The organism is Nocardioides terrigena, assembly GCF_003047265.1.
GTDB classification, from domain to species: Bacteria; Actinomycetota; Actinomycetes; order Propionibacteriales; family Nocardioidaceae; genus Nocardioides; species Nocardioides terrigena.
In genome coordinates this window covers 38471-55175 of the sequence record NZ_PZYY01000011.1, presented here as the reverse complement: position 1 = coordinate 55175, position 16705 = coordinate 38471, and the positions used below count along the sequence as shown (strand labels likewise).

15 protein-coding genes are annotated in these 16705 nt (G+C 72.8%); 13 read left to right on the top strand and 2 right to left on the bottom strand.

Annotated features, from left to right (window positions below; translation table 11 throughout):
• Positions 1-117: 117 nt before the first annotated feature.
• From DAE25_RS19955 to DAE25_RS19935, 5 genes are all read left to right on the top strand, one after another.
• Positions 118-705 (top strand): ATP-dependent Clp protease proteolytic subunit, encoded by a 588-nt coding sequence (locus DAE25_RS19955; RefSeq protein WP_321163821.1) that lies wholly within the window; start codon positions 118-120, stop codon positions 703-705.
• Positions 706-710: 5 nt separating this feature from the next.
• Entirely contained in the window at positions 711-1322 is a 612-nt protein-coding gene (locus DAE25_RS19950) for an ATP-dependent Clp protease proteolytic subunit (protein WP_056885755.1), read from the top strand.
• A 117-nt stretch (positions 1323-1439) separates the two neighbouring features.
• Positions 1440-2723: an ATP-dependent Clp protease ATP-binding subunit ClpX gene (clpX, locus tag DAE25_RS19945; RefSeq protein ID WP_056885754.1), complete on the top strand. Its 1284-nt coding sequence runs from the start codon at positions 1440-1442 to the stop codon at positions 2721-2723.
• Between the two features lie 119 nt (positions 2724-2842).
• Positions 2843-4711, top strand: a complete 1869-nt coding sequence (locus DAE25_RS19940; protein WP_107767875.1) for a hypothetical protein — start codon at positions 2843-2845, stop codon at positions 4709-4711.
• 140 nt (positions 4712-4851) lie between these two features.
• Entirely contained in the window at positions 4852-5646 is a 795-nt protein-coding gene (locus DAE25_RS19935; protein WP_107767874.1) for a hypothetical protein, read from the top strand.
• 27 nt (positions 5647-5673) lie between these two features.
• On the opposite strand, the gene valS is transcribed toward DAE25_RS19935, so the two are convergent.
• Complete coding sequence (gene valS / locus DAE25_RS19930; RefSeq protein ID WP_107767939.1) at positions 5674-8292, bottom strand: valine--tRNA ligase; 2619 nt, start codon at positions 8290-8292, stop codon at positions 5674-5676.
• 79 nt (positions 8293-8371) lie between these two features.
• On the opposite strand from valS, the gene DAE25_RS19925 reads away from it, so the two are divergent.
• Genes DAE25_RS19925 through DAE25_RS19915 form a run of 3 tightly spaced genes read left to right on the top strand, consistent with a single transcriptional unit; the run spans position 8372 to position 11077 of the window.
• Positions 8372-9250, top strand: a complete 879-nt coding sequence (locus DAE25_RS19925; protein WP_107767873.1) for a GNAT family N-acetyltransferase — start codon at positions 8372-8374, stop codon at positions 9248-9250.
• Between the two features lie 37 nt (positions 9251-9287).
• Complete coding sequence (gene folC / locus DAE25_RS19920; RefSeq protein WP_107767872.1) at positions 9288-10670, top strand: bifunctional tetrahydrofolate synthase/dihydrofolate synthase; 1383 nt, start codon at positions 9288-9290, stop codon at positions 10668-10670.
• On the top strand, positions 10667-11077 hold the full coding sequence (locus DAE25_RS19915; RefSeq protein ID WP_234411167.1) for a DUF4233 domain-containing protein: 411 nt from the start codon (positions 10667-10669) through the stop codon (positions 11075-11077). The genes folC and DAE25_RS19915 overlap by 4 nt, the downstream gene beginning before the upstream one ends.
• 18 nt (positions 11078-11095) lie before the next feature.
• Here the strand turns inward: DAE25_RS19915 and DAE25_RS19910 are convergent, their stop codons facing one another.
• Positions 11096-12424, bottom strand: a complete 1329-nt coding sequence (locus DAE25_RS19910; RefSeq protein WP_107767871.1) for an aminotransferase-like domain-containing protein — start codon at positions 12422-12424, stop codon at positions 11096-11098.
• A 72-nt stretch (positions 12425-12496) separates the two neighbouring features.
• On the opposite strand from DAE25_RS19910, the gene DAE25_RS19905 reads away from it, so the two are divergent.
• The 5 genes from DAE25_RS19905 (at position 12497) to mreC (ending at position 16697) form a co-directional block, all read left to right on the top strand.
• Positions 12497-13174: a pyridoxamine 5'-phosphate oxidase family protein gene (locus DAE25_RS19905; RefSeq protein WP_107767870.1), complete on the top strand. Its 678-nt coding sequence runs from the start codon at positions 12497-12499 to the stop codon at positions 13172-13174.
• Positions 13175-13184: 10 nt separating this feature from the next.
• The gene (gene ndk, locus DAE25_RS19900; RefSeq protein ID WP_107767869.1) at positions 13185-13604 is read left to right on the top strand and encodes a nucleoside-diphosphate kinase; all 420 of its coding nucleotides are present in this window, start codon (positions 13185-13187) and stop codon (positions 13602-13604) included.
• Positions 13605-13608: 4 nt separating this feature from the next.
• The gene (locus DAE25_RS19895) at positions 13609-14592 is read left to right on the top strand and encodes a hypothetical protein (protein ID WP_107767868.1); all 984 of its coding nucleotides are present in this window, start codon (positions 13609-13611) and stop codon (positions 14590-14592) included.
• A 153-nt stretch (positions 14593-14745) separates the two neighbouring features.
• The gene (locus DAE25_RS19890; protein WP_056885745.1) at positions 14746-15774 is read left to right on the top strand and encodes a rod shape-determining protein; all 1029 of its coding nucleotides are present in this window, start codon (positions 14746-14748) and stop codon (positions 15772-15774) included.
• On the top strand, positions 15774-16697 hold the full coding sequence (mreC, locus tag DAE25_RS19885) for a rod shape-determining protein MreC (RefSeq protein ID WP_107767867.1): 924 nt from the start codon (positions 15774-15776) through the stop codon (positions 16695-16697). Before DAE25_RS19890 ends, mreC begins: the two co-directional genes overlap by 1 nt.
• Positions 16698-16705: the final 8 nt, after the last annotated feature.

Here is a 16705-nt window from a genome sequence, read left to right as displayed (position 1 = left end):
CTGTGGGCGAACAGGGGTGGTTATCGCGTGGAAGTGTCCGTGCTTCGGGCTAGTGTCGCTGACGTGAACCAGAACTCCAGCCCAGCTCTCTCGCCCGAGATGAACGGCGCCGGGTCGATGTACGGACTCGACGACCACATCTACCAGCGGCTGCTCCGCGAGCGGATCGTCTTCCTCGGTTCCGAGGTGCGCGACCAGAACGCCAACGCGATCTGCGCCCAGCTGCTGCTGCTCTCGGCCGAGGACCCCGACGCCGACATCTTCCTGCACATCAACAGCCCCGGCGGCTCCGTGGACGCCGGCATGGCGATCTACGACACGATGAACTACATCCCCAACGACGTGGCCACGGTCGGCATGGGCCTGGCCGCCTCGATGGGGCAGTTCCTCCTGTGCGCCGGCACCAAGGGCAAGCGCTACGCCCTGCCGCACGCGCGCATCATGATGCACCAGCCGTCCTCCGGGATGGGCGGCTCGGCCTCGGACATCAAGATCCAGGCCCAGCAGTCGCTGCACATCAAGAAGGTGCTGCTCGACCTCATCTCCGAGCACACCGGCCAACCGGTCGAGCAGGTCATCGCCGACGCCGACCGCGACCGTTGGTTCACCGCCGACCAGGCGGTCGAGTACGGCCTGGTCGACAAGGTCGTGACCAACGCCCGCGAGGCCGCAGACGAGGGCCGCCCCGCGCGGCAGAAGGACTGACCCCCATGAACTACTACATCCCGCAGTGGGAAGAGCGCACGTCCTACGGGTTCCGGCGCATCGACCCCTACGCCAAGCTGTTCGAGGAGCGCATCATCTACCTCGGCACGCCGATCAGCGACGACGTGGCCAACGCGGTCATCGCCCAGCTGATGTGCCTGGAGACGATGAACCCCGACCAGGACATCAGCATCTACATCAACAGCCCCGGCGGCTCCTTCACCGCGCTGACGGCCATCTACGACACGATGAAGTTCATCAAGCCCGACGTGCAGACCGTCTGCCTCGGCCAGGCCGCGTCGGCCGCCGCGATCCTGCTGGCCGCCGGCACCAAGGGCAAGCGCCTCGCCCTGCCCAACAGCCGCATCCTGATCCACCAGCCCTACACCGAGGGCACGTTCGGCCAGACCTCCGACATCGAGATCCAGGCCAACGAGATCCTCCGGATGCGCGAGCTCCTCGAGAAGATGATCTCCGAGCACACCGGCAAGAGCCTCGAGCAGGTGAGCTCCGACATCGAGCGTGACAAGATCCTCACCGCCGAGGGCGCCGTGGAGTACGGCCTCATCGACCAGGTGATCGAGTCCCGCAAGGGCACCCCCGCGCTCACCAGCTGAGCACAGCAGTCATGGACGTTGCTTCGTGTCCGGCCCCCGAGCGGGGCCGGCACGGGGTACCGTCGAGGAGTTTGAAATCGCCGGGACCCGACCCGGCAGGACCGGAGGACACAACCCGTGGCTCGTATCGGTGACGGCGGCGACCTGCTGAAGTGCAACTTCTGCGGCAAGAGCCAGAAGCAGGTCAAGAAGCTCATCGCTGGACCCAACGTCTACATCTGCGATGAGTGCATCGAGCTCTGCAACGAGATCATCGAGGAGGAGCTCGCCGAGGGCAGCGAGGTCAGTCTCGACGAGCTGCCCAAGCCGCGGGAGATCTTCGAGTTCCTCAACTCCTACGTGATCGGCCAGGAGCACGCCAAGAAGTCCCTGGCCGTGGCGGTCTACAACCACTACAAGCGGGTGCAGGCCGGGCTCCAGCCCGTCGGTGGCAAGCACACCAAGGACGAGGCCGTCGAGGTCTCCAAGTCCAACATCCTGGTCATCGGTCCGACCGGCTGCGGCAAGACCTACCTGGCCCAGACGCTGGCCCGGATGCTCAACGTCCCCTTCGCGATCGCCGACGCGACCGCGTTGACGGAGGCCGGCTACGTCGGTGAGGACGTCGAGAACATCCTCCTCAAGCTCATCCAGGCCGCCGACTACGACGTCAAGAAGGCCGAAACCGGCATCATCTACATCGACGAGATCGACAAGGTGGCCCGCAAGGCGGAGAACCCCTCGATCACGCGTGACGTCTCCGGTGAGGGCGTGCAGCAGGCGCTGCTCAAGATGCTGGAGGGCACCACCGCCTCGGTGCCTCCGCAGGGCGGGCGCAAGCACCCCCACCAGGAGTTCATCCAGATCGACACCACCAACATCCTGTTCATCGTCGGCGGTGCCTTCGCCGGCCTCGAGCAGATCGTGGAGCAGCGGGTCGGCAAGAAGTCCCTCGGCTTCACCGCCGACGTGCGTGGACAGGCCGAGCGCGACGCAGAGGACCTGATGGCGCTGGTGCGTCCGGAGGACCTCACCAAGTTCGGCCTGATCCCCGAGTTCATCGGGCGGCTCCCGCTGATCGCCAGCGTCAGCAAGCTCGACAACGAGGCCCTGGTCCAGATCCTCACCGAGCCGCGCAACGCGCTCGTCAAGCAGTACCAGAAGCTCTTCGAGCTCGACGGCGTCGAGCTCGAGTTCACCGAGGACGCCATCGCCTCCATCGCCGACAAGGCCCTGGAGCGCGGCACGGGCGCCCGTGGTCTGCGCGCGATCATCGAGGAGGTCCTCCTCCACGTCATGTACGACGTGCCGTCCCGCGAGGACGTCGCCCGGGTCATCGTCGACCGGGACACCGTGCTCGACGACGTGCCGCCGACCCTGGTCCCGCGCGAGACCGAGGCCAAGAAGAAGAAGTCCGCCTGACCCCCACCCCCCGATCGGGTGGGGCAGGTCTAGTCCTTTCGGGTCAGATCCCCCCAAGACGTGTGGATTGTCGGCGCGGAGCGCGCACACTGGAGACGTTCGACCTGAAGGGGTCTCCCGTGCATGCTGAGCACAAGGGGCCGCTGTTCGCGTTCGTCGTCGTGGCGATCCTGTGTGGCGTGCTTCTCGGTCAGGCCGTCCGTGGTGGCACGGGCGGTGAGACTGTCGCGTCGCCGGAGGGCACGGGCAGCGCCGTGGGCGGACGCACCGCCCCCAGCATCATCGATGCGGAGGGCGTGACCGCGCCGCCCGAGAGTGACGACCCGACCATCTGGACGCCGCCCGACGTGGATGGGTCGACGGGTTCCGACGAGCCGACCCTCGAGGGCGTCGTCCCGGAGACGACGCCGGGCGACGGGCCGGGCACCGTCACCCCCACGGCTCCGCCCACCGACGCACCCGAGGACGCCACCGGTCGACCGACCGGCGAGGTCGCCACGGGGACCGCCCCCACCATGCCCGAGGCCGGCGGGACCGCCTCGAGCGATCCCGAGACCGAGACCGAGACCGAGACTGTGGAGGAGGCCGCCTTCCTGGCGGAGCGCGCCGTGGCCCGCGCTGCCAAGGAGACCGGCGAGGCCCAGGTCGCGCAGGAGCTCGCGGACCAGGCACAGCTGGTCGCGGCTCAGGCCGCGGCCGTCGCGACCGATCCGGCCGGTGAGCTGGTCGCAGCAGCCGCCCTGGTCGACGCCGTACGGGCCCGGAAGCTCGCCGACAAGGCCCTCGCCGAGGCGACCGTCGCCCAGCAGGAGGCGGCCGCGGCAGTCGAGCACGCCGCGGAGGTCGCTCGGGGCACCGACGCGACGCCCCCGGCCGAGGAGACGCCCGCGGCGGAGGACCCGGCGGACCGGCAGTACGTCGCGCCGTCCACCCCGCCGGCCACCCCCACGCCCGAGCCCGCACCGGCGCCCACGCCCGAGCCGGCGCCCGGACCGACCACCGAGCCGTCGACCCCGCCGGCCGCGCCGACGCCCACGCCCGAGCCGACACCCGACCCCGCTCCCGGGCCGACCACCGAGCCGTCGTCCGAACCCGCCACTGACCCGACTGCTCCGCCCGTCGGGGAGCCCGTGTCCGGTGACGACGGCACCCGGTCCGCCGCGGACGGCACGCAGCCGCCCGCCGTACCGGACGCGCTGGCGACCGCGGATGACGCCCAGGTCACGGACCCTGAGACGGGCGACGGGCCGGGCGCCGCCACCCCCGCGGCTCCGCCCACCGACGCACCCGAGGACGCCACCGGTCGAGCGACCGGCGAGGTCGCCACGGGGACCGCCCCCACCATGCCCGAGGCCGGCGGGACCGCCTCGAGCGATCCCGAGACCGAGACTGTGGAGGGGGCCGCCTTCCTGGCGGAGCGCGCCGTGGCCCGCGCTGCCAGGGAGACCGGCGAGGCCCAGGTCGCGCAGGAGCTCGCGGACCAGGCACAGCTGGTCGCGGCTCAGGCCGCGGCCGTCGCGACCGATCCGGCCGGTGAGCTGGTCGCAGCAGCCGCCCTGGTCGACGCCGTACGGGCCCGGAAGCTCGCCGACAAGGCCCTCGCCGAGGCGACCGTCGCCCAGCAGGAGGCGGCCGCGGCAGTCGAGCACGCCGCGGAGGTCGCTCGGGGCACCGACGCGACGCCCCCGGCCGAGGAGACGCCTGCCCCGGAGGACCCGGCGGACCGGCAGTACGTCGCGCCGTCCACGCCGCCGCCCGCCCCCACGCCCGAGCCCGCACCGGCGCCCGCGCCGGACCCGGCGCCCGGACCGAGCACCGAGCCGTCGACCGATCCCGCCACCGACCCGACCACCCCGTCCGTCGGGGACCCCGTGTCGGGAGACGACGGCACCCGGTCCGCGACGGACGCGGCCCAGCCACCGGCCGGGCCGGAGGCACTCGCACCCACCGACGACGCTCAGACCAGCGATCCGGTACCGGTCGGGTGAACTGATCCAACCCGATCGTTCGCGTCCTCCTTTCGGGTGAGGGGCGGACTAGTCCTTTCGGGCCATTTGGACCACGGATGTTCGGATCCACCCGAGAGTCGGGCGAGAATGGAACCCGAAGGTCCAAGGGGGTTCCTCGGGTGAGTGCAGAGCACAAGCGTCCGCTGTTCGCGTTCGTGATGGTGTCGGTCCTGTGCGCCGTCATGCTGGGTCATGCGATCCGCAGTGACGCGCTCGTGGGACTCTTCGCGCGCACGCCCGATCGGGTGTCCGCCCAGGCCCCCGCGCCCGTCGCTCCGGAGCGACGCGTCGAGTCCACGCCGGCGTCCGGCGCCACCGGGCGGGAGCCCGTGTCACCGACCGTCACCTCCCGGGAGCCAGCGAGCTCGACGGACCGCGCCGTCCGGGCGCCCGCAGCCGCCGGTGGCGCCGACCGCGAGCTGGTCGCGGCCCCGACGACCACCGACACCTCGACCCCGGCCACCACCGTGGTCGAGACCGTGGTCGACACGGAGGGCTCCACCGTCGTGGAGCCGACCAGCACCACGACCACCCCCGCGACCACCACCGTGACGACCTCTGCGACGGAGGCGGCCGACACGGCCGCCGAGAAGGCCGCGGACAAGGCCCAGGACGCCGCCGATCGGGCCGCGACCAAGGCCGAGAAGGCCGCCGAACGGGCAGCCGACAAGGCAGCCAGGGACGCGGCCAGGGCCGCCGAGAAGGCCGCCGCCGACGCCGAGACCGCCGCTCGTCAGGCCACCAAGGCGACAGACCACGCCGCCGCGGCGGAGGCCCGGGCCGCCGAGAAGGCGGCCAAGGACGCGGCGAAGGCCGCGGCCAAGGCGACCAGGCACGACCCGTCGACCACCACCGGGACGACGACCACGCCGGCCGTGCCGATGACCGACCCGGGATCCTCCGAGGAGGACTGACCGGGCCGGCCGCAGAGGCCGTCCTCGTTACTCGGGCGGGGCAGCCACGTCCGCGGCCACGGAGATCTGCTGCGCCGACTCGTCGGGCGTGAAGACCAGGTCACCGGTGATCTTCCCGGTGCGGCGCAGGTCGGCGGCGGCACCCTCGGCGGCGGCCACCAGCGCCGGCGGGCCGGTGATCTCGACGCGCGAGAGCTCGGCCTTCATCGAGACCTTGGCCTGCGACTTCGCGCCGCGGATCCCGATGAGGGCGGCGGCCACGGCGTCGACCATCGTGGGGTCGGCCGCAGCGGCCGCACCCAGGTCGGTGCCGACCGGCCACGACGTGTGGTGGATCGAGCCCTCCTGCCACCACGACCAGACCTCCTCGGTCGCGTAGGGCAGGAAGGGCGCCAGCAGGCGCAGCTGCACGTGCAGCGCGACGGCGAGGGCGGCCTTCGCCGAGGCGGTCGCCGCGCCGCCGTCCTCGTCGTACGCCCGCTCCTTGACCAGCTCGAGGTAGTCGTCGCAGAACTCCCAGAAGAACTTCTCGGTGACCTCGAGCGCGGTGGTGTAGTCGTAGGCCTCGAAGGCCTCGGTCGCCTTGCGGACCACGACCTCCAGGCGCCCGAGCAGCGCGCAGTCGATCGGCTCGCTGACCGCGAAGTGGTCCAGCGACGTGGCGCCGACGTTGCCCAGCACGAACTTGGAGGCGTTGAGGACCTTCATGGCCAGCCGACGACCGACCTTCATCTGGGACTCGTCGAACGGCGAGTCCAGGCCGGGACGGCCGAGAGCCGCGCGCCAGCGCACGGCGTCCGCGCCGTACTTCTCGAGGATCTCGGTCGGGACCACGACGTTGCCCTTGGACTTGGACATCTTCTTGCGGTCGGGGTCGACGATGAAGCCCGAGATCATCGCCGTGCGCCAGGGCGCCGAGTGCTGCTCGAAGTGGGCGCGCACCACCCGGCTGAAGAGCCAGGTCCGGATGATGTCGTGGGCCTGGGTGGCCAGGTCGTAGGGGTAGACGCGCTCGAAGAGGTCCTCGTCGGTGAGCCAGCCGCCGGCGATCTGCGGGGTGAGCGACGAGGTCGCCCAGGTGTCCATGACGTCGGGGTCGCCGACGAAGCCGCCGGGCTTCCCCCGCTGAGCCTCGTCGTAGCCGCGCGGGGCCTGCGTCGACGGGTCGACCGGCAGCTCGGCCTCGGACGGCATGAGCGGGTGGTCGTAGTCGGGGTCACCGGCGTCGTCGAGGGGGTACCAGACCGGGAAGGGGATGCCGAAGAAGCGCTGGCGGCTGATGAGCCAGTCGCCGTTGAGCCCGCCGACCCAGTTGTCGTAGCGGTGCTTCATGTGGGCGGGGATCCATCGGACCTCGTCGGCGCGCGCGAGCATCTCCGAGCGGGTGTCGGCGTCGCGGCCACCGTTGCGGATGTACCACTGGCGGGTGGCGACGATCTCGAGCGGCTTGTCGCCCTTCTCGTAGAAGTTGGCCATCCGCTGGGTCGCCTTCGGCTCCCCGTCGAGGTCGCCCGACTCGCGCAGCGCGGCCACCACGGCCTCGCGGGCGCTGAAGGTCGTCTTGCCCTTGAGCTCCTCGTACGCCGCGGCGGCGCGGTCGCCGGAGAGCCACTCGGGCGTCTCGCGCAGCATCCGTCCGTCCCGGCCGATCAGGGTGCGGACCGGCAGGTCGAGCTCGCGCCACCACATGACGTCGGTGAGGTCACCGAAGGTGCAGCACATCGCGATGCCGGCGCCCTTGTCGGGCTCGGCAGCGGGGTGGGCCAGCACCGGGACCTCCACGCCGAAGACCGGCGAGGTGACCGTGGTCCCGAACAGCTCGGCGTACCGCTCGTCGTCGGGGTGCGCGATGAGCGCGACGACGCTGGGGATGAGCTCGGGACGGGTGGTCTCGATGTGGACCGGCTCACCGCCGGGGCGGTGGAAGGCCACCCGGTGGTAGGCGCCCGGGTAGTCGCGCGCCTCCAGCTCGGCCTGCGCGACCGCCGTCTGGAAGGTGACGTCCCAGAGGGTCGGCGCCTCCTGGAGGTAGGCCTCTCCGCGGGCATAGTTGCGCAGGAACGCGGTCTGGCTGACGGTCTGGGACTTGGCGCCGATGGTCGTGTAGTTCTCCGACCAGTCGACCGACAGGCCCAGGGTGCGCCACAGCGACTCGAAGACCTGCTCGTCCTCCTCGACGAGCTGCTCGCACAGCTCGACGAAGTTGGGTCGGCTGATCGGGACCTGCTTCTTGGCGTCCGGCTTCTCCGGGGGCGTGAAGTCGGCGTCGTACGGCAGTGACGGGTCGCACCGGACGCCGAAGTAGTTCTGCACCCGGCGCTCGGTGGGCAGGCCGTTGTCGTCCCAGCCCATCGGGTAGAAGACGCTCTTGCCCTGCATGCGCTGGTAGCGCGCGATGAGGTCGGTGTGCGTGTAGGAGAAGACGTGGCCCACGTGCAGGCTGCCGCTGACGGTCGGCGGCGGGGTGTCGATGGAGAAGACGTCCGCACGGGTGCGGGTGCGGTCGAAGCGGTAGGTGTCGTCGGCCTTCCACCGCTCGGCCCACTTCGCCTCGATCCCCTCGAGGACGGCCCGGTCCGGTACGACGACGGCACGCCGCTCGGCGGTCGTCGGTTCCGGGGCCTGGGTCTCGGGGTTCTCAGTCATGGTGCGCATGCTACGGAAGGGCCTCCTGCCTGCGAAAACCAGTTCCGGGCCGCGCGGTCGGCTCACTAGCGTCCTCCCCATGGACCTGGAGTTCTTCGCCGACCCCGCGACCTTCCTCGACGCGGCCGGGGACCACCTCGCCGCGAACCCCGTGCTGGCCACCGTCGTCGCCACCGTGGCCTCCCGCGCCGTCGCCGAGATCGCGGACGGGGTGGCCCAGGACCCGCGCCACTGGTACGTCGTGGCCCGTGACGGCGGCCGCGTCGCGGGGGTGGGCATGCGGACCGCTCCGCACGGCGACCGGCCGGCGTACCTCCTCCCGATGCCGGACGAGGCGGCCCGGCTGCTGGCCCGTGCCGTGCACGACCGGGGCGAGGACCTGGCGGCGGTCAACGGTGCGCTGCCGGCCACGCAGGTCTTCGCCGACGAGCTCGGTCGCCTGTCCGGGCGGACGCCCGAGGTCTGGGAGCACACCCGCCTCCACGAGCTGGGGGACGTGGTCGACCCGCCCCCGGTGCCGGGCACGCTGCGCGCGGCCACCCGCGACGACCTGGCCGTGTGCCGCGCGTGGTTCACCGCCTTCCACGTCGACGCCGACGAGCAGGCCGGCCGGGCGCCCGGCCGAGCACCGATCGAGACCTTCGGCGACGACGACCTGCTGCGTCGCATCGACACCGGGCGGATCTGGCTCTGGGAGGACGGGGGAGAGGTCGTGCACCTCACCGGCGCCAACGCGCCGGCCTTCGGGGTCGCCCGGGTGGGCCCGGTCTACACGCCGCGCGAGCGACGGGGCCGGGGCTACGCCAGCGCAGGGGTGGCGGGGGTGTCGCGGATCGTGCTGGCGAGGGGCGCGCGGGCCTGCCTCTTCACCGACCAGGCCAACCCCACGTCCAACAAGATCTACGCGGCCCTCGGCTACCGGCCGGTGGTGGACATGGTGCACGTGGTCCTGCGCTGAGGCCGCGGGCCGACCCCACCCCTAGACTCGTGGCGAGATGAGTGAGCACACGAAGTCCGAGCAATCGCCTGACGCCCGCCCGGCCGAGACCTACGCCGAGGTCGAGGACGCCCTGCTGTCCCGCTGGCCCGAGACCAAGCTCGAGCCCAGCCTGGACCGCATCGAGGCGTTCACCGAGCTCCTCGGCGACCCGCAGCGCTCCTTCCGGACCATCCACCTGACCGGCACCAACGGCAAGACGTCGACCAGCCGGATGATCGAGACGCTGGTGCGTGCGCTCGACCTGCGCACCGGCCGCTTCACCAGTCCCCACCTGGAGAAGATGAGCGAGCGGATCAGCATCGACGGGGAGCCGCTCACCGACGAGGCCTTCGTGCGCGCCTTCAACGACGTCGCGCCGTACACCCACCTCGTCGACGCCGACCAGGCCCACCCGTTGAGCTTCTTCGAGACGATCGTGGGGATGGCGTACGCCGCGTTCGCCGACGCCCCGGTCGACGTCGCCGTCGTCGAGGTCGGGATGGGCGGGGCATGGGACGCCACCAACGTCGTGGACGCCGACGTCGCGGTCGTGCTGCCGATCTCGGTGGACCACGCGCAGTACCTCGGCGACTCGCCGACCGCCATCGCGCACGAGAAGGCCGGGATCATCAAGCCCGGCTCGATCGCCGTCCTCGCCCAGCAGGAGGCCGACGTGGCCGCGCTGCTGATCGAGCGCGCGGCCGAGGTCGGTGCCACCGTGGCCCGTGAGGGCATGGAGTTCGGGGTCGTGTCGCGGGTCCCCGCCGTCGGCGGGCAGATGCTCTCCCTGCAGGGCCTGCGCGGCCAGTACGACGACGTCTTCCTGCCGTTGTACGGCGCGCACCAGGCGCAGAACGCCGCCGTCGCGCTGGCGGCGGTCGAGGCCTTCGCCGGTGACGAGCCGCTGGACGCCGACCTCGTGCGCGCGGCCTTCGCGCAGGTGACCTCGCCCGGTCGGCTGGAGATCATCCGCCGCAGCCCCACCATCGTGCTCGACGCCGCCCACAACCCCCACGGGGCGGCGGCCACCGCGGCGGCGATCGAGGACTCCTTCACCTTCTCGCCGCTCATCGGCGTGATGGGCGTGATGGGGGACAAGGACGCCAACGGGGTGCTGGAGGCCTTCGAGCCCCACCTCGAGCACCTCATCTGCACGCAGAACTCCACCCAGCGCTCGATGAGCGCCGACGCGCTCGCCGCCGTCGCGATCGAGATCTACGGCGAGGACCGGGTGACCGTGGTCCGCGACCTGGCCGACGCCATCGACCGGGCCGCCACGCTGGCCGAGGCCGGTGAGGCCTTCGGCGACCCGTTGGGCTCCGGGGCGGTGCTCGTCACGGGCTCGGTCGTCACGGTGGGGGAGGCGCGCGCCATGCTGCTGCGTCGGGGGCAGTCGTGAGCGACACCACCGCCGCCCCGCAGGGCCCGGCGCCGCACAACACCGAGCGCTCGCCGCGGCGCGGCATGTGCGCGGCCGTGCTCTGCCTCGAGGCCATCACCGTCGCCCTGACGACGCCGGTGCTCATCACCATCGCCGACGTGCCGGTCGGGCAGGCCGTGCTCATCGGCGTCGGCCTGGCGGTCGCCTGCCTGCTGCTCGCCGGCATGCTCCGCGCCCCCTGGGCCTACGCCGTCGGCTGGGTGCTCCAGGTCGGCGCGGTCGCGATCGGCTTCCTCGTCCCGATGATGTTCTTCCTCGGCGGCATCTTCGCCCTGCTCTGGGGCATGGCCGACTTCCTCGGGCGCAAGATCGAGCGTGAGCGGGCCGAGGCCTGGGCGGCGTACCGCGCCGAGAACCCGGACTGACGTTCCCCGGCGGGATCGTCACTCGGCCAGCGAGCGGGCCAGGACGGCCAGTGCCGCGTCGAGCTGCGCGTCCGTCGGACCGCCGAAGCCGACGACCAGCCCGGTGAGGTCGGACGTGCGTCCGTAGTCGGCGAGCAGGTTGACCCGGAAGCCGGCGCCCTCGGCCGCCTGCTGCGCCCGGACCGCGCGGTCGTGGGGGAGCAGCCACGTGGAGTACATCCCCGCGACCGGCCCGGCGAGCTCGGCGTACGGCGACAGCGCCGCGACGACGCGCGGTGCGCGCTCGGCGTACGTCCGGCGGGCCGAGCGGACGACGGCATCGACGTAGCCGTCGCGCAGCAGTGCCCAGAAGGCGCGTTGCACCGGCCACGCCGGGGCGTCGTGGGTGATCCGTCGGTGCCGGTCGAGGGCGGGCCGCAGGTGCGACGGGACCACCAGCCAGCCCAGGCGCAGCGACGGCGCGACCGACTTGGAGGCGGTGCCGAGGTAGGCCACGAGGTCGGGCTCGAGCGACGCCAGGGCGGGCACCGGCGCCACGTCGTAGCGGAACTCCGAGTCGTAGTCGTCCTCCAGCACCACGGCGTCGTCGCGGCGCGCGGTGGCCAGCAGCGTGAGGCGGTCCTCGGCGGGCATCACCCGGCCGAGGGGGTGCTGGTGGGCGGGGGTCACGTACGCCGCGCAGGCGCCGGCGAGATCGGTCACCGGCGCCAGCGCCGGCAGGTCGACCACCGGGCGGCCCGACTCCTCCACGGTGAGCACCGCGGCGCGGTAGCCGGGGTCCTCCACGGCCACCGGCTCGCGGGGGAGCACCGCCAGGACGTGGCGCAGGCCCGCGGTCGTCCCGGCGGTGACCACCACGTCGTCGGGATCGACGACGAGTCCCCGGGTGCGGCCCAGCCTCTCGGCGAGCAGCTCGCGCAGGACCGGGAGCCCGCGGGGGTCGTCGTAGCCGCGCGGCGGGGTCGCGGACGAGACCTCGCGCCAGGCCCGCCGCCACGCTGCGCCGTGTCGCGCGTCGACCCAGGGGGTGCCGGCGTCGAGGTGGACCAGGGGAGCCTCGGACGGCGGGGCCGGGCGGCGGGACGTCGGGGTCGGCACCGGCCCGGCGCCGACCGTCACCCACGTCCCGGCACCCTGGCGCCCCTCGATCCAGCCCTCGGCCCGCAGCTGGTCCCACGCCTGCTCGGCCACCGCGCGCGCCACGCCGAGGTCGGCGGCCAGCCGTCGGGTGCTGGGGAGCCGGTCACCCGGCGCGAGCGTGCCGGCCAGCACCAGGCGGCGCACCTGGTCGGCGAGCTGGAGGCCGAGCGGTCGAGGGTCGGACCGGTCGAGGGCGACGGGCAGCATGGTCGAGTGGCCTGTCCAAGAGCGGGTGAAGTGGCCCGTGCGCACAGGCCACCTGTCGACCAGCATGGTCGCATGAGCACGCCCCTCGAGCCCACCGCCCGCACCCGCACCAACCGCGGCCGCAACCGCTCGGTCACCGAGCGGGAGCGCCTGATGGCCCTCCTCGACGACGCGCTCGTCGTGCACGTCGGCCTCCAGCTCGGCGAGCACCCGCTCGTGCTGCCGTCGGCCTTCGCCGTGGACCCCGACGGCCCGGACGAGGACGGCACGCTCTACCTCCACGGCTCGGTCGCCGCCGGCTGGCTGCGGGCGGCGCCGGGGACGGCCGTCTGCGTGACCGTGACCGAGCTCGACGGACTGGTCGCCGGGCGCTCGGCCTTCCACCACTCGATGAACTACCGCTCCGCGGTCGTGATCGGGCAGGCCCGGCTGGTCGAGGACCTCGGCGAGCGGCAGCACGCCCTCGACCTCATCGTCGACCACATGGTCCCCGGCCGGGCGGCGACGTTGCGGCCCAGCACCCGCAAGGAGCTCGCGGCGACCGCCGTGCTCGCCGTACCCCTCCACGAGGCGTCGATGAAGGAGCGCGCGGGCGGTCCGGGGGACGAGCCCGAGGACGTGGAGGCCGGCACCTGGGGCGGCCACGTGCCGATCCACCGGGTCGCCGGCCACCCCGTCCCCGATGTCGACGCCCGGGGCGCGGTGCCGGCGGACGTGACCGCGCGAGCCGTCGCTCTCGGGGCCGGATAGGCTCCCGCCCATGACTGAGCGTTCTCTCGTCCTCGTCAAGCCGGACGGTGTCCGCCGAGGCCTCACCGGTGAGGTGATCCGGCGCATCGAGGCGAAGGGCTACCGCCTCGTGGCCCTCGAGCTGCGACCCGCCACCCCGGAGCTGCTCGCCGAGCACTACGCCGAGCACGAGGGCAAGCCGTTCTACGAGCCGCTCGTGGAGTTCATGCTCTCCGGCCCCGTGACGGCGATGGTCCTCGAGGGCGAGCGCTGCATCGAGGGCTTCCGGTCCCTGGCCGGCGCCACCGACCCGACCGTCTCCGCCCCGGGCACGATCCGTGGCGACCTCGGTCGCGACTGGGGCGAGAAGGTCCAGCAGAACATCGTCCACGGCTCCGACTCGCCCGAGTCCGCCGCGCGCGAGATCGGCATCTGGTTCCCGGGACTCTGATCCCGTGAGGCGCGCGCTGGTCGGGCTGCTGGCCGGATCGGTGCTGGGCCTCGGCGCGTGCACGTCCGCGCCGGTCGGTGACCGCGAGGTCTCCGAGGACGGGCCGTTCGAGTGCGGCATCGCCTACGACGAGGTCCGCGGCCCCGAGCCGGGGGAGCCGCACGGCAGCCTGCGCGACTTCCGCGCCGCCGACGCGGTCTGCGACGCGTGGTGGCTCGACCTGCCCGACGACTTCGTCCCGCAGGGGGTCGAGGTCACCACCTCGACGGCGTACGTCGTGGGGCACCGGGCCGGCGCCGTCGGCAGCAAGCCCTGCCAGCTGGCGGCCGTCGCCCTCCCGTCCGGCCGGACCCGCGCCTTCGCGGCCCGCCTCGACCCGCCCGGCGGCCGCAGCGACTCGGCGTACTGCCGGCACGGCGGCGGTGCCGCGCTGACCGATGCCGGGCTGTGGGTCGTCGAGACCTCGCGGCTCTGGCTCCTGGACCCGACGCGCCTCGACGACCCGGTCCTGCGCGTCTGGCGCCTCGGAGACGGCGTGCGCGGCTCGACCCTGGCGGCCACCGGAGGCCGGCTGGTCGTCGCCGGCTACCGGCCGGACGGCCCCGGTCGCGCCCGCTGGTACGACGAGTCGGCACTGCTGCGACCCGGCGTCACCACCCTCGTCGAGGACGCCGCCGGGCCGGGCGAGGTCGCGATGGAGCGCTCCACCCGGGTCCCACCGCGGCTCCAGGGCCTGGCCTTCACCCGCGCCGGCGTGCCGTGGTTCGTCTCGTCGGGCATCGCCTGCGGGGTCGTGCGCCCCGGTGGCCGCCCGCGCGACTTCGTGCCCGGGGCGGAGGACCTGGTCGTCGACCGGCGCAGCATCTGGACGGTCAGCGAGGCCAGCTCCACGCCGTACCGCGACCCCGGCGGTGCGCTGGTCCCACGGCTCCTGCTGCTCGACCGGGCGGCCGTCGAGGGCGGCGGCCCCGCGACCTGCGAGCCGTAGCCGGGGAGGTCGTCGCGGACCGTGCCGGCGCGCCCGCGTGTCCTCCCCAGAAGGGGGGAGTGCGCTACCTACCCTGAGCGTGGGCCGGCGACCCGGGAGTCGGCCTCTTCCCCGACACGCAGTGTTTCGACACGCAGGCACAGAGGCAGCGCAATGGCACACAGTCTCATCGGCCGCGACATGGCCGTGGACCTCGGCACCGCCAACACGCTGGTCTATGTCCGCGGCAAGGGCGTCGTCCTCGACGAGCCGTCCGTCGTCGCGATGAACGCGAGCACCGGCGAGGTGCTCGCCGTCGGCCACGAGGCCAAGCGGATGATCGGGCGCACCCCCGACAACATCACCGCCATCCGGCCGCTCAAGGACGGCGTCATCGCCGACTTCGAGGCGACCGAGCAGATGCTGCGCTACTTCATCCAGCAGGTGCACCGCCGCCGCTACTTCGCCAAGCCCCGGATGGTCATCTGCGTGCCCAGCGGCATCACCGCGGTCGAGCAGCGCGCGGTCAAGGAGGCCGGCTACCAGGCCGGCGCCCGCAAGGTCTACATCGTCGAGGAGCCGATGGCCGCGGCAATCGGCGCCGGGCTGCCCGTCCACGAGGCCACCGGCAACATGGTCGTCGACGTCGGCGGCGGCACGACCGAGGTAGCGGTGATCAGCCTCGGCGGCATCGTCACCAGCATGAGCGTCCGCACGGCCGGCGACGACCTCGACCAGGCGATCATCGCGTGGATGAAGAAGGAGTACTCCCTCATGCTCGGGGAGCGCACCGCCGAGGAGATGAAGATGACCCTCGGGTCGGCCTTCCCGCTGCCGACCGAGCCGGAGGCCGAGATCCGTGGCCGCGACATGGTCTCGGGGCTGCCCCGCACCGTCGTGGTCTCCAGCGCCGAGGTCCGCCAGGCCCTCGAGGAGCCGCTGCACAACATCATCGACGCCGTCCGCAGCACCCTCGACCAGACCCCGCCCGAGCTGGCCGGCGACATCATGGACCGCGGCATCGTGCTCACCGGCGGTGGCGCCCTGCTGCGCGGCCTCGACGAGCGGCTGCGCCACGAGACCGGCATGCCCGTCCACGTCGCCGAGGACCCGCTCTCGTCGGTGGCCTACGGCGCGGGCAAGTGCGTCGAGGAGTTCGAGGCCCTCCAGCAGGTGCTCGTCTCGGACCCGAGGCGCTACTGATGCCCGACACCCGTGAGCGGCGCTGGCGCGGCCTCGACCGGCTCGACGCCCGCAACAAGGCGCCCCGGTCGCTGTTCATCGCGCTGCTGCTGGCCAGCGCCACCCTGATCACCCTGGACTACCAGGGCGGCCCCGACTCGGCGATGGAGCCGGCCCGGCGGGCGGTGGGCGAGGCTTTCGGCCCCGTCGAGTCGGTCACCGCCGCGGTCGTGCGCCCCTTCACCTCCGTGCCGTCGTGGCTGCGCAGCCAGGGCGCGCTGAGCGACGAGATCCGCGACCTCCAGGCCGAGAACTCCGCCCTGCGCAACGAGGTGGAGACGGCCGGCTTCGACCGCAACCGGCTCGAGTCGTACGACGGCCTGACCCAGGCCGCCCAGGACCTCGGGCAGGCCCTGGTCCCGGCCCGCGTGGTGGCCTTCGGCCCGTCGCAGTCCTTCAGCAACACCGTCACCATCGACGCCGGCTCCGAGGCGGGGATCGGCCCCGACATGACGGTGGTCAACAACGACGGCCTCGTCGGCCGGGTGCTGCGGGTGACCCGCTCCACCGCGACGGTCCTGCTCGTCACCGACACCGAGTCGATCGTCGGCGGCCGGGTCGGCTCCAGCATGGAGATCGGCTTCGTCCACGGCCGCGGCACGCTCGCCGACAACGGCGGGCTCGACCTCCGACTCGTCGACGACGCCGTCGTGCCCGCCGAGCACGACACCGTCGTCACCTGGGGCAGCACCGGCGGTCCCTACCAGCCCGGTGTCCCGATCGGCGAGGTCACCGAGGTCTACAGCAGCCTGCTCGAGACCTCGCAGCGCGCGGTGATCAAGCCGTTCGTCAACTTCTCCGCGCTCGACGTCGTGGGGGTGATGGTGCCCACCGGCACCACCAGTGACCGCGCCGTCGTCGAGGCCGACGGGGCGCTGCGATGAAGGCGGTG

Excerpts from the sequence above, each read along its gene's own strand:
- DAE25_RS19955 (WP_321163821.1), top strand. The coding sequence starts at position 118 with ATGTACGGACTCGACGACCACATCTACCAGCGGCTGCTCCGCGAGCGG.
- DAE25_RS19950 (WP_056885755.1), top strand. The coding sequence starts at position 711 with ATGAACTACTACATCCCGCAGTGGGAAGAGCGCACGTCCTACGGGTTC.
- valS (WP_107767939.1), bottom strand. The coding sequence starts at position 8,292 with ATGACTGAGAACCCCGAGACCCAGGCCCCGGAACCGACGACCGCCGAG.
- DAE25_RS19925 (WP_107767873.1), top strand. The coding sequence starts at position 8,372 with ATGGACCTGGAGTTCTTCGCCGACCCCGCGACCTTCCTCGACGCGGCC.
- folC (WP_107767872.1), top strand. The coding sequence starts at position 9,288 with ATGAGTGAGCACACGAAGTCCGAGCAATCGCCTGACGCCCGCCCGGCC.
- DAE25_RS19910 (WP_107767871.1), bottom strand. The coding sequence starts at position 12,424 with ATGCTGCCCGTCGCCCTCGACCGGTCCGACCCTCGACCGCTCGGCCTC.
- DAE25_RS19905 (WP_107767870.1), top strand. The coding sequence starts at position 12,497 with ATGAGCACGCCCCTCGAGCCCACCGCCCGCACCCGCACCAACCGCGGC.
- ndk (WP_107767869.1), top strand. The coding sequence starts at position 13,185 with ATGACTGAGCGTTCTCTCGTCCTCGTCAAGCCGGACGGTGTCCGCCGA.
- DAE25_RS19890 (WP_056885745.1), top strand. The coding sequence starts at position 14,746 with ATGGCACACAGTCTCATCGGCCGCGACATGGCCGTGGACCTCGGCACC.
- mreC (WP_107767867.1), top strand. The coding sequence starts at position 15,774 with ATGCCCGACACCCGTGAGCGGCGCTGGCGCGGCCTCGACCGGCTCGAC.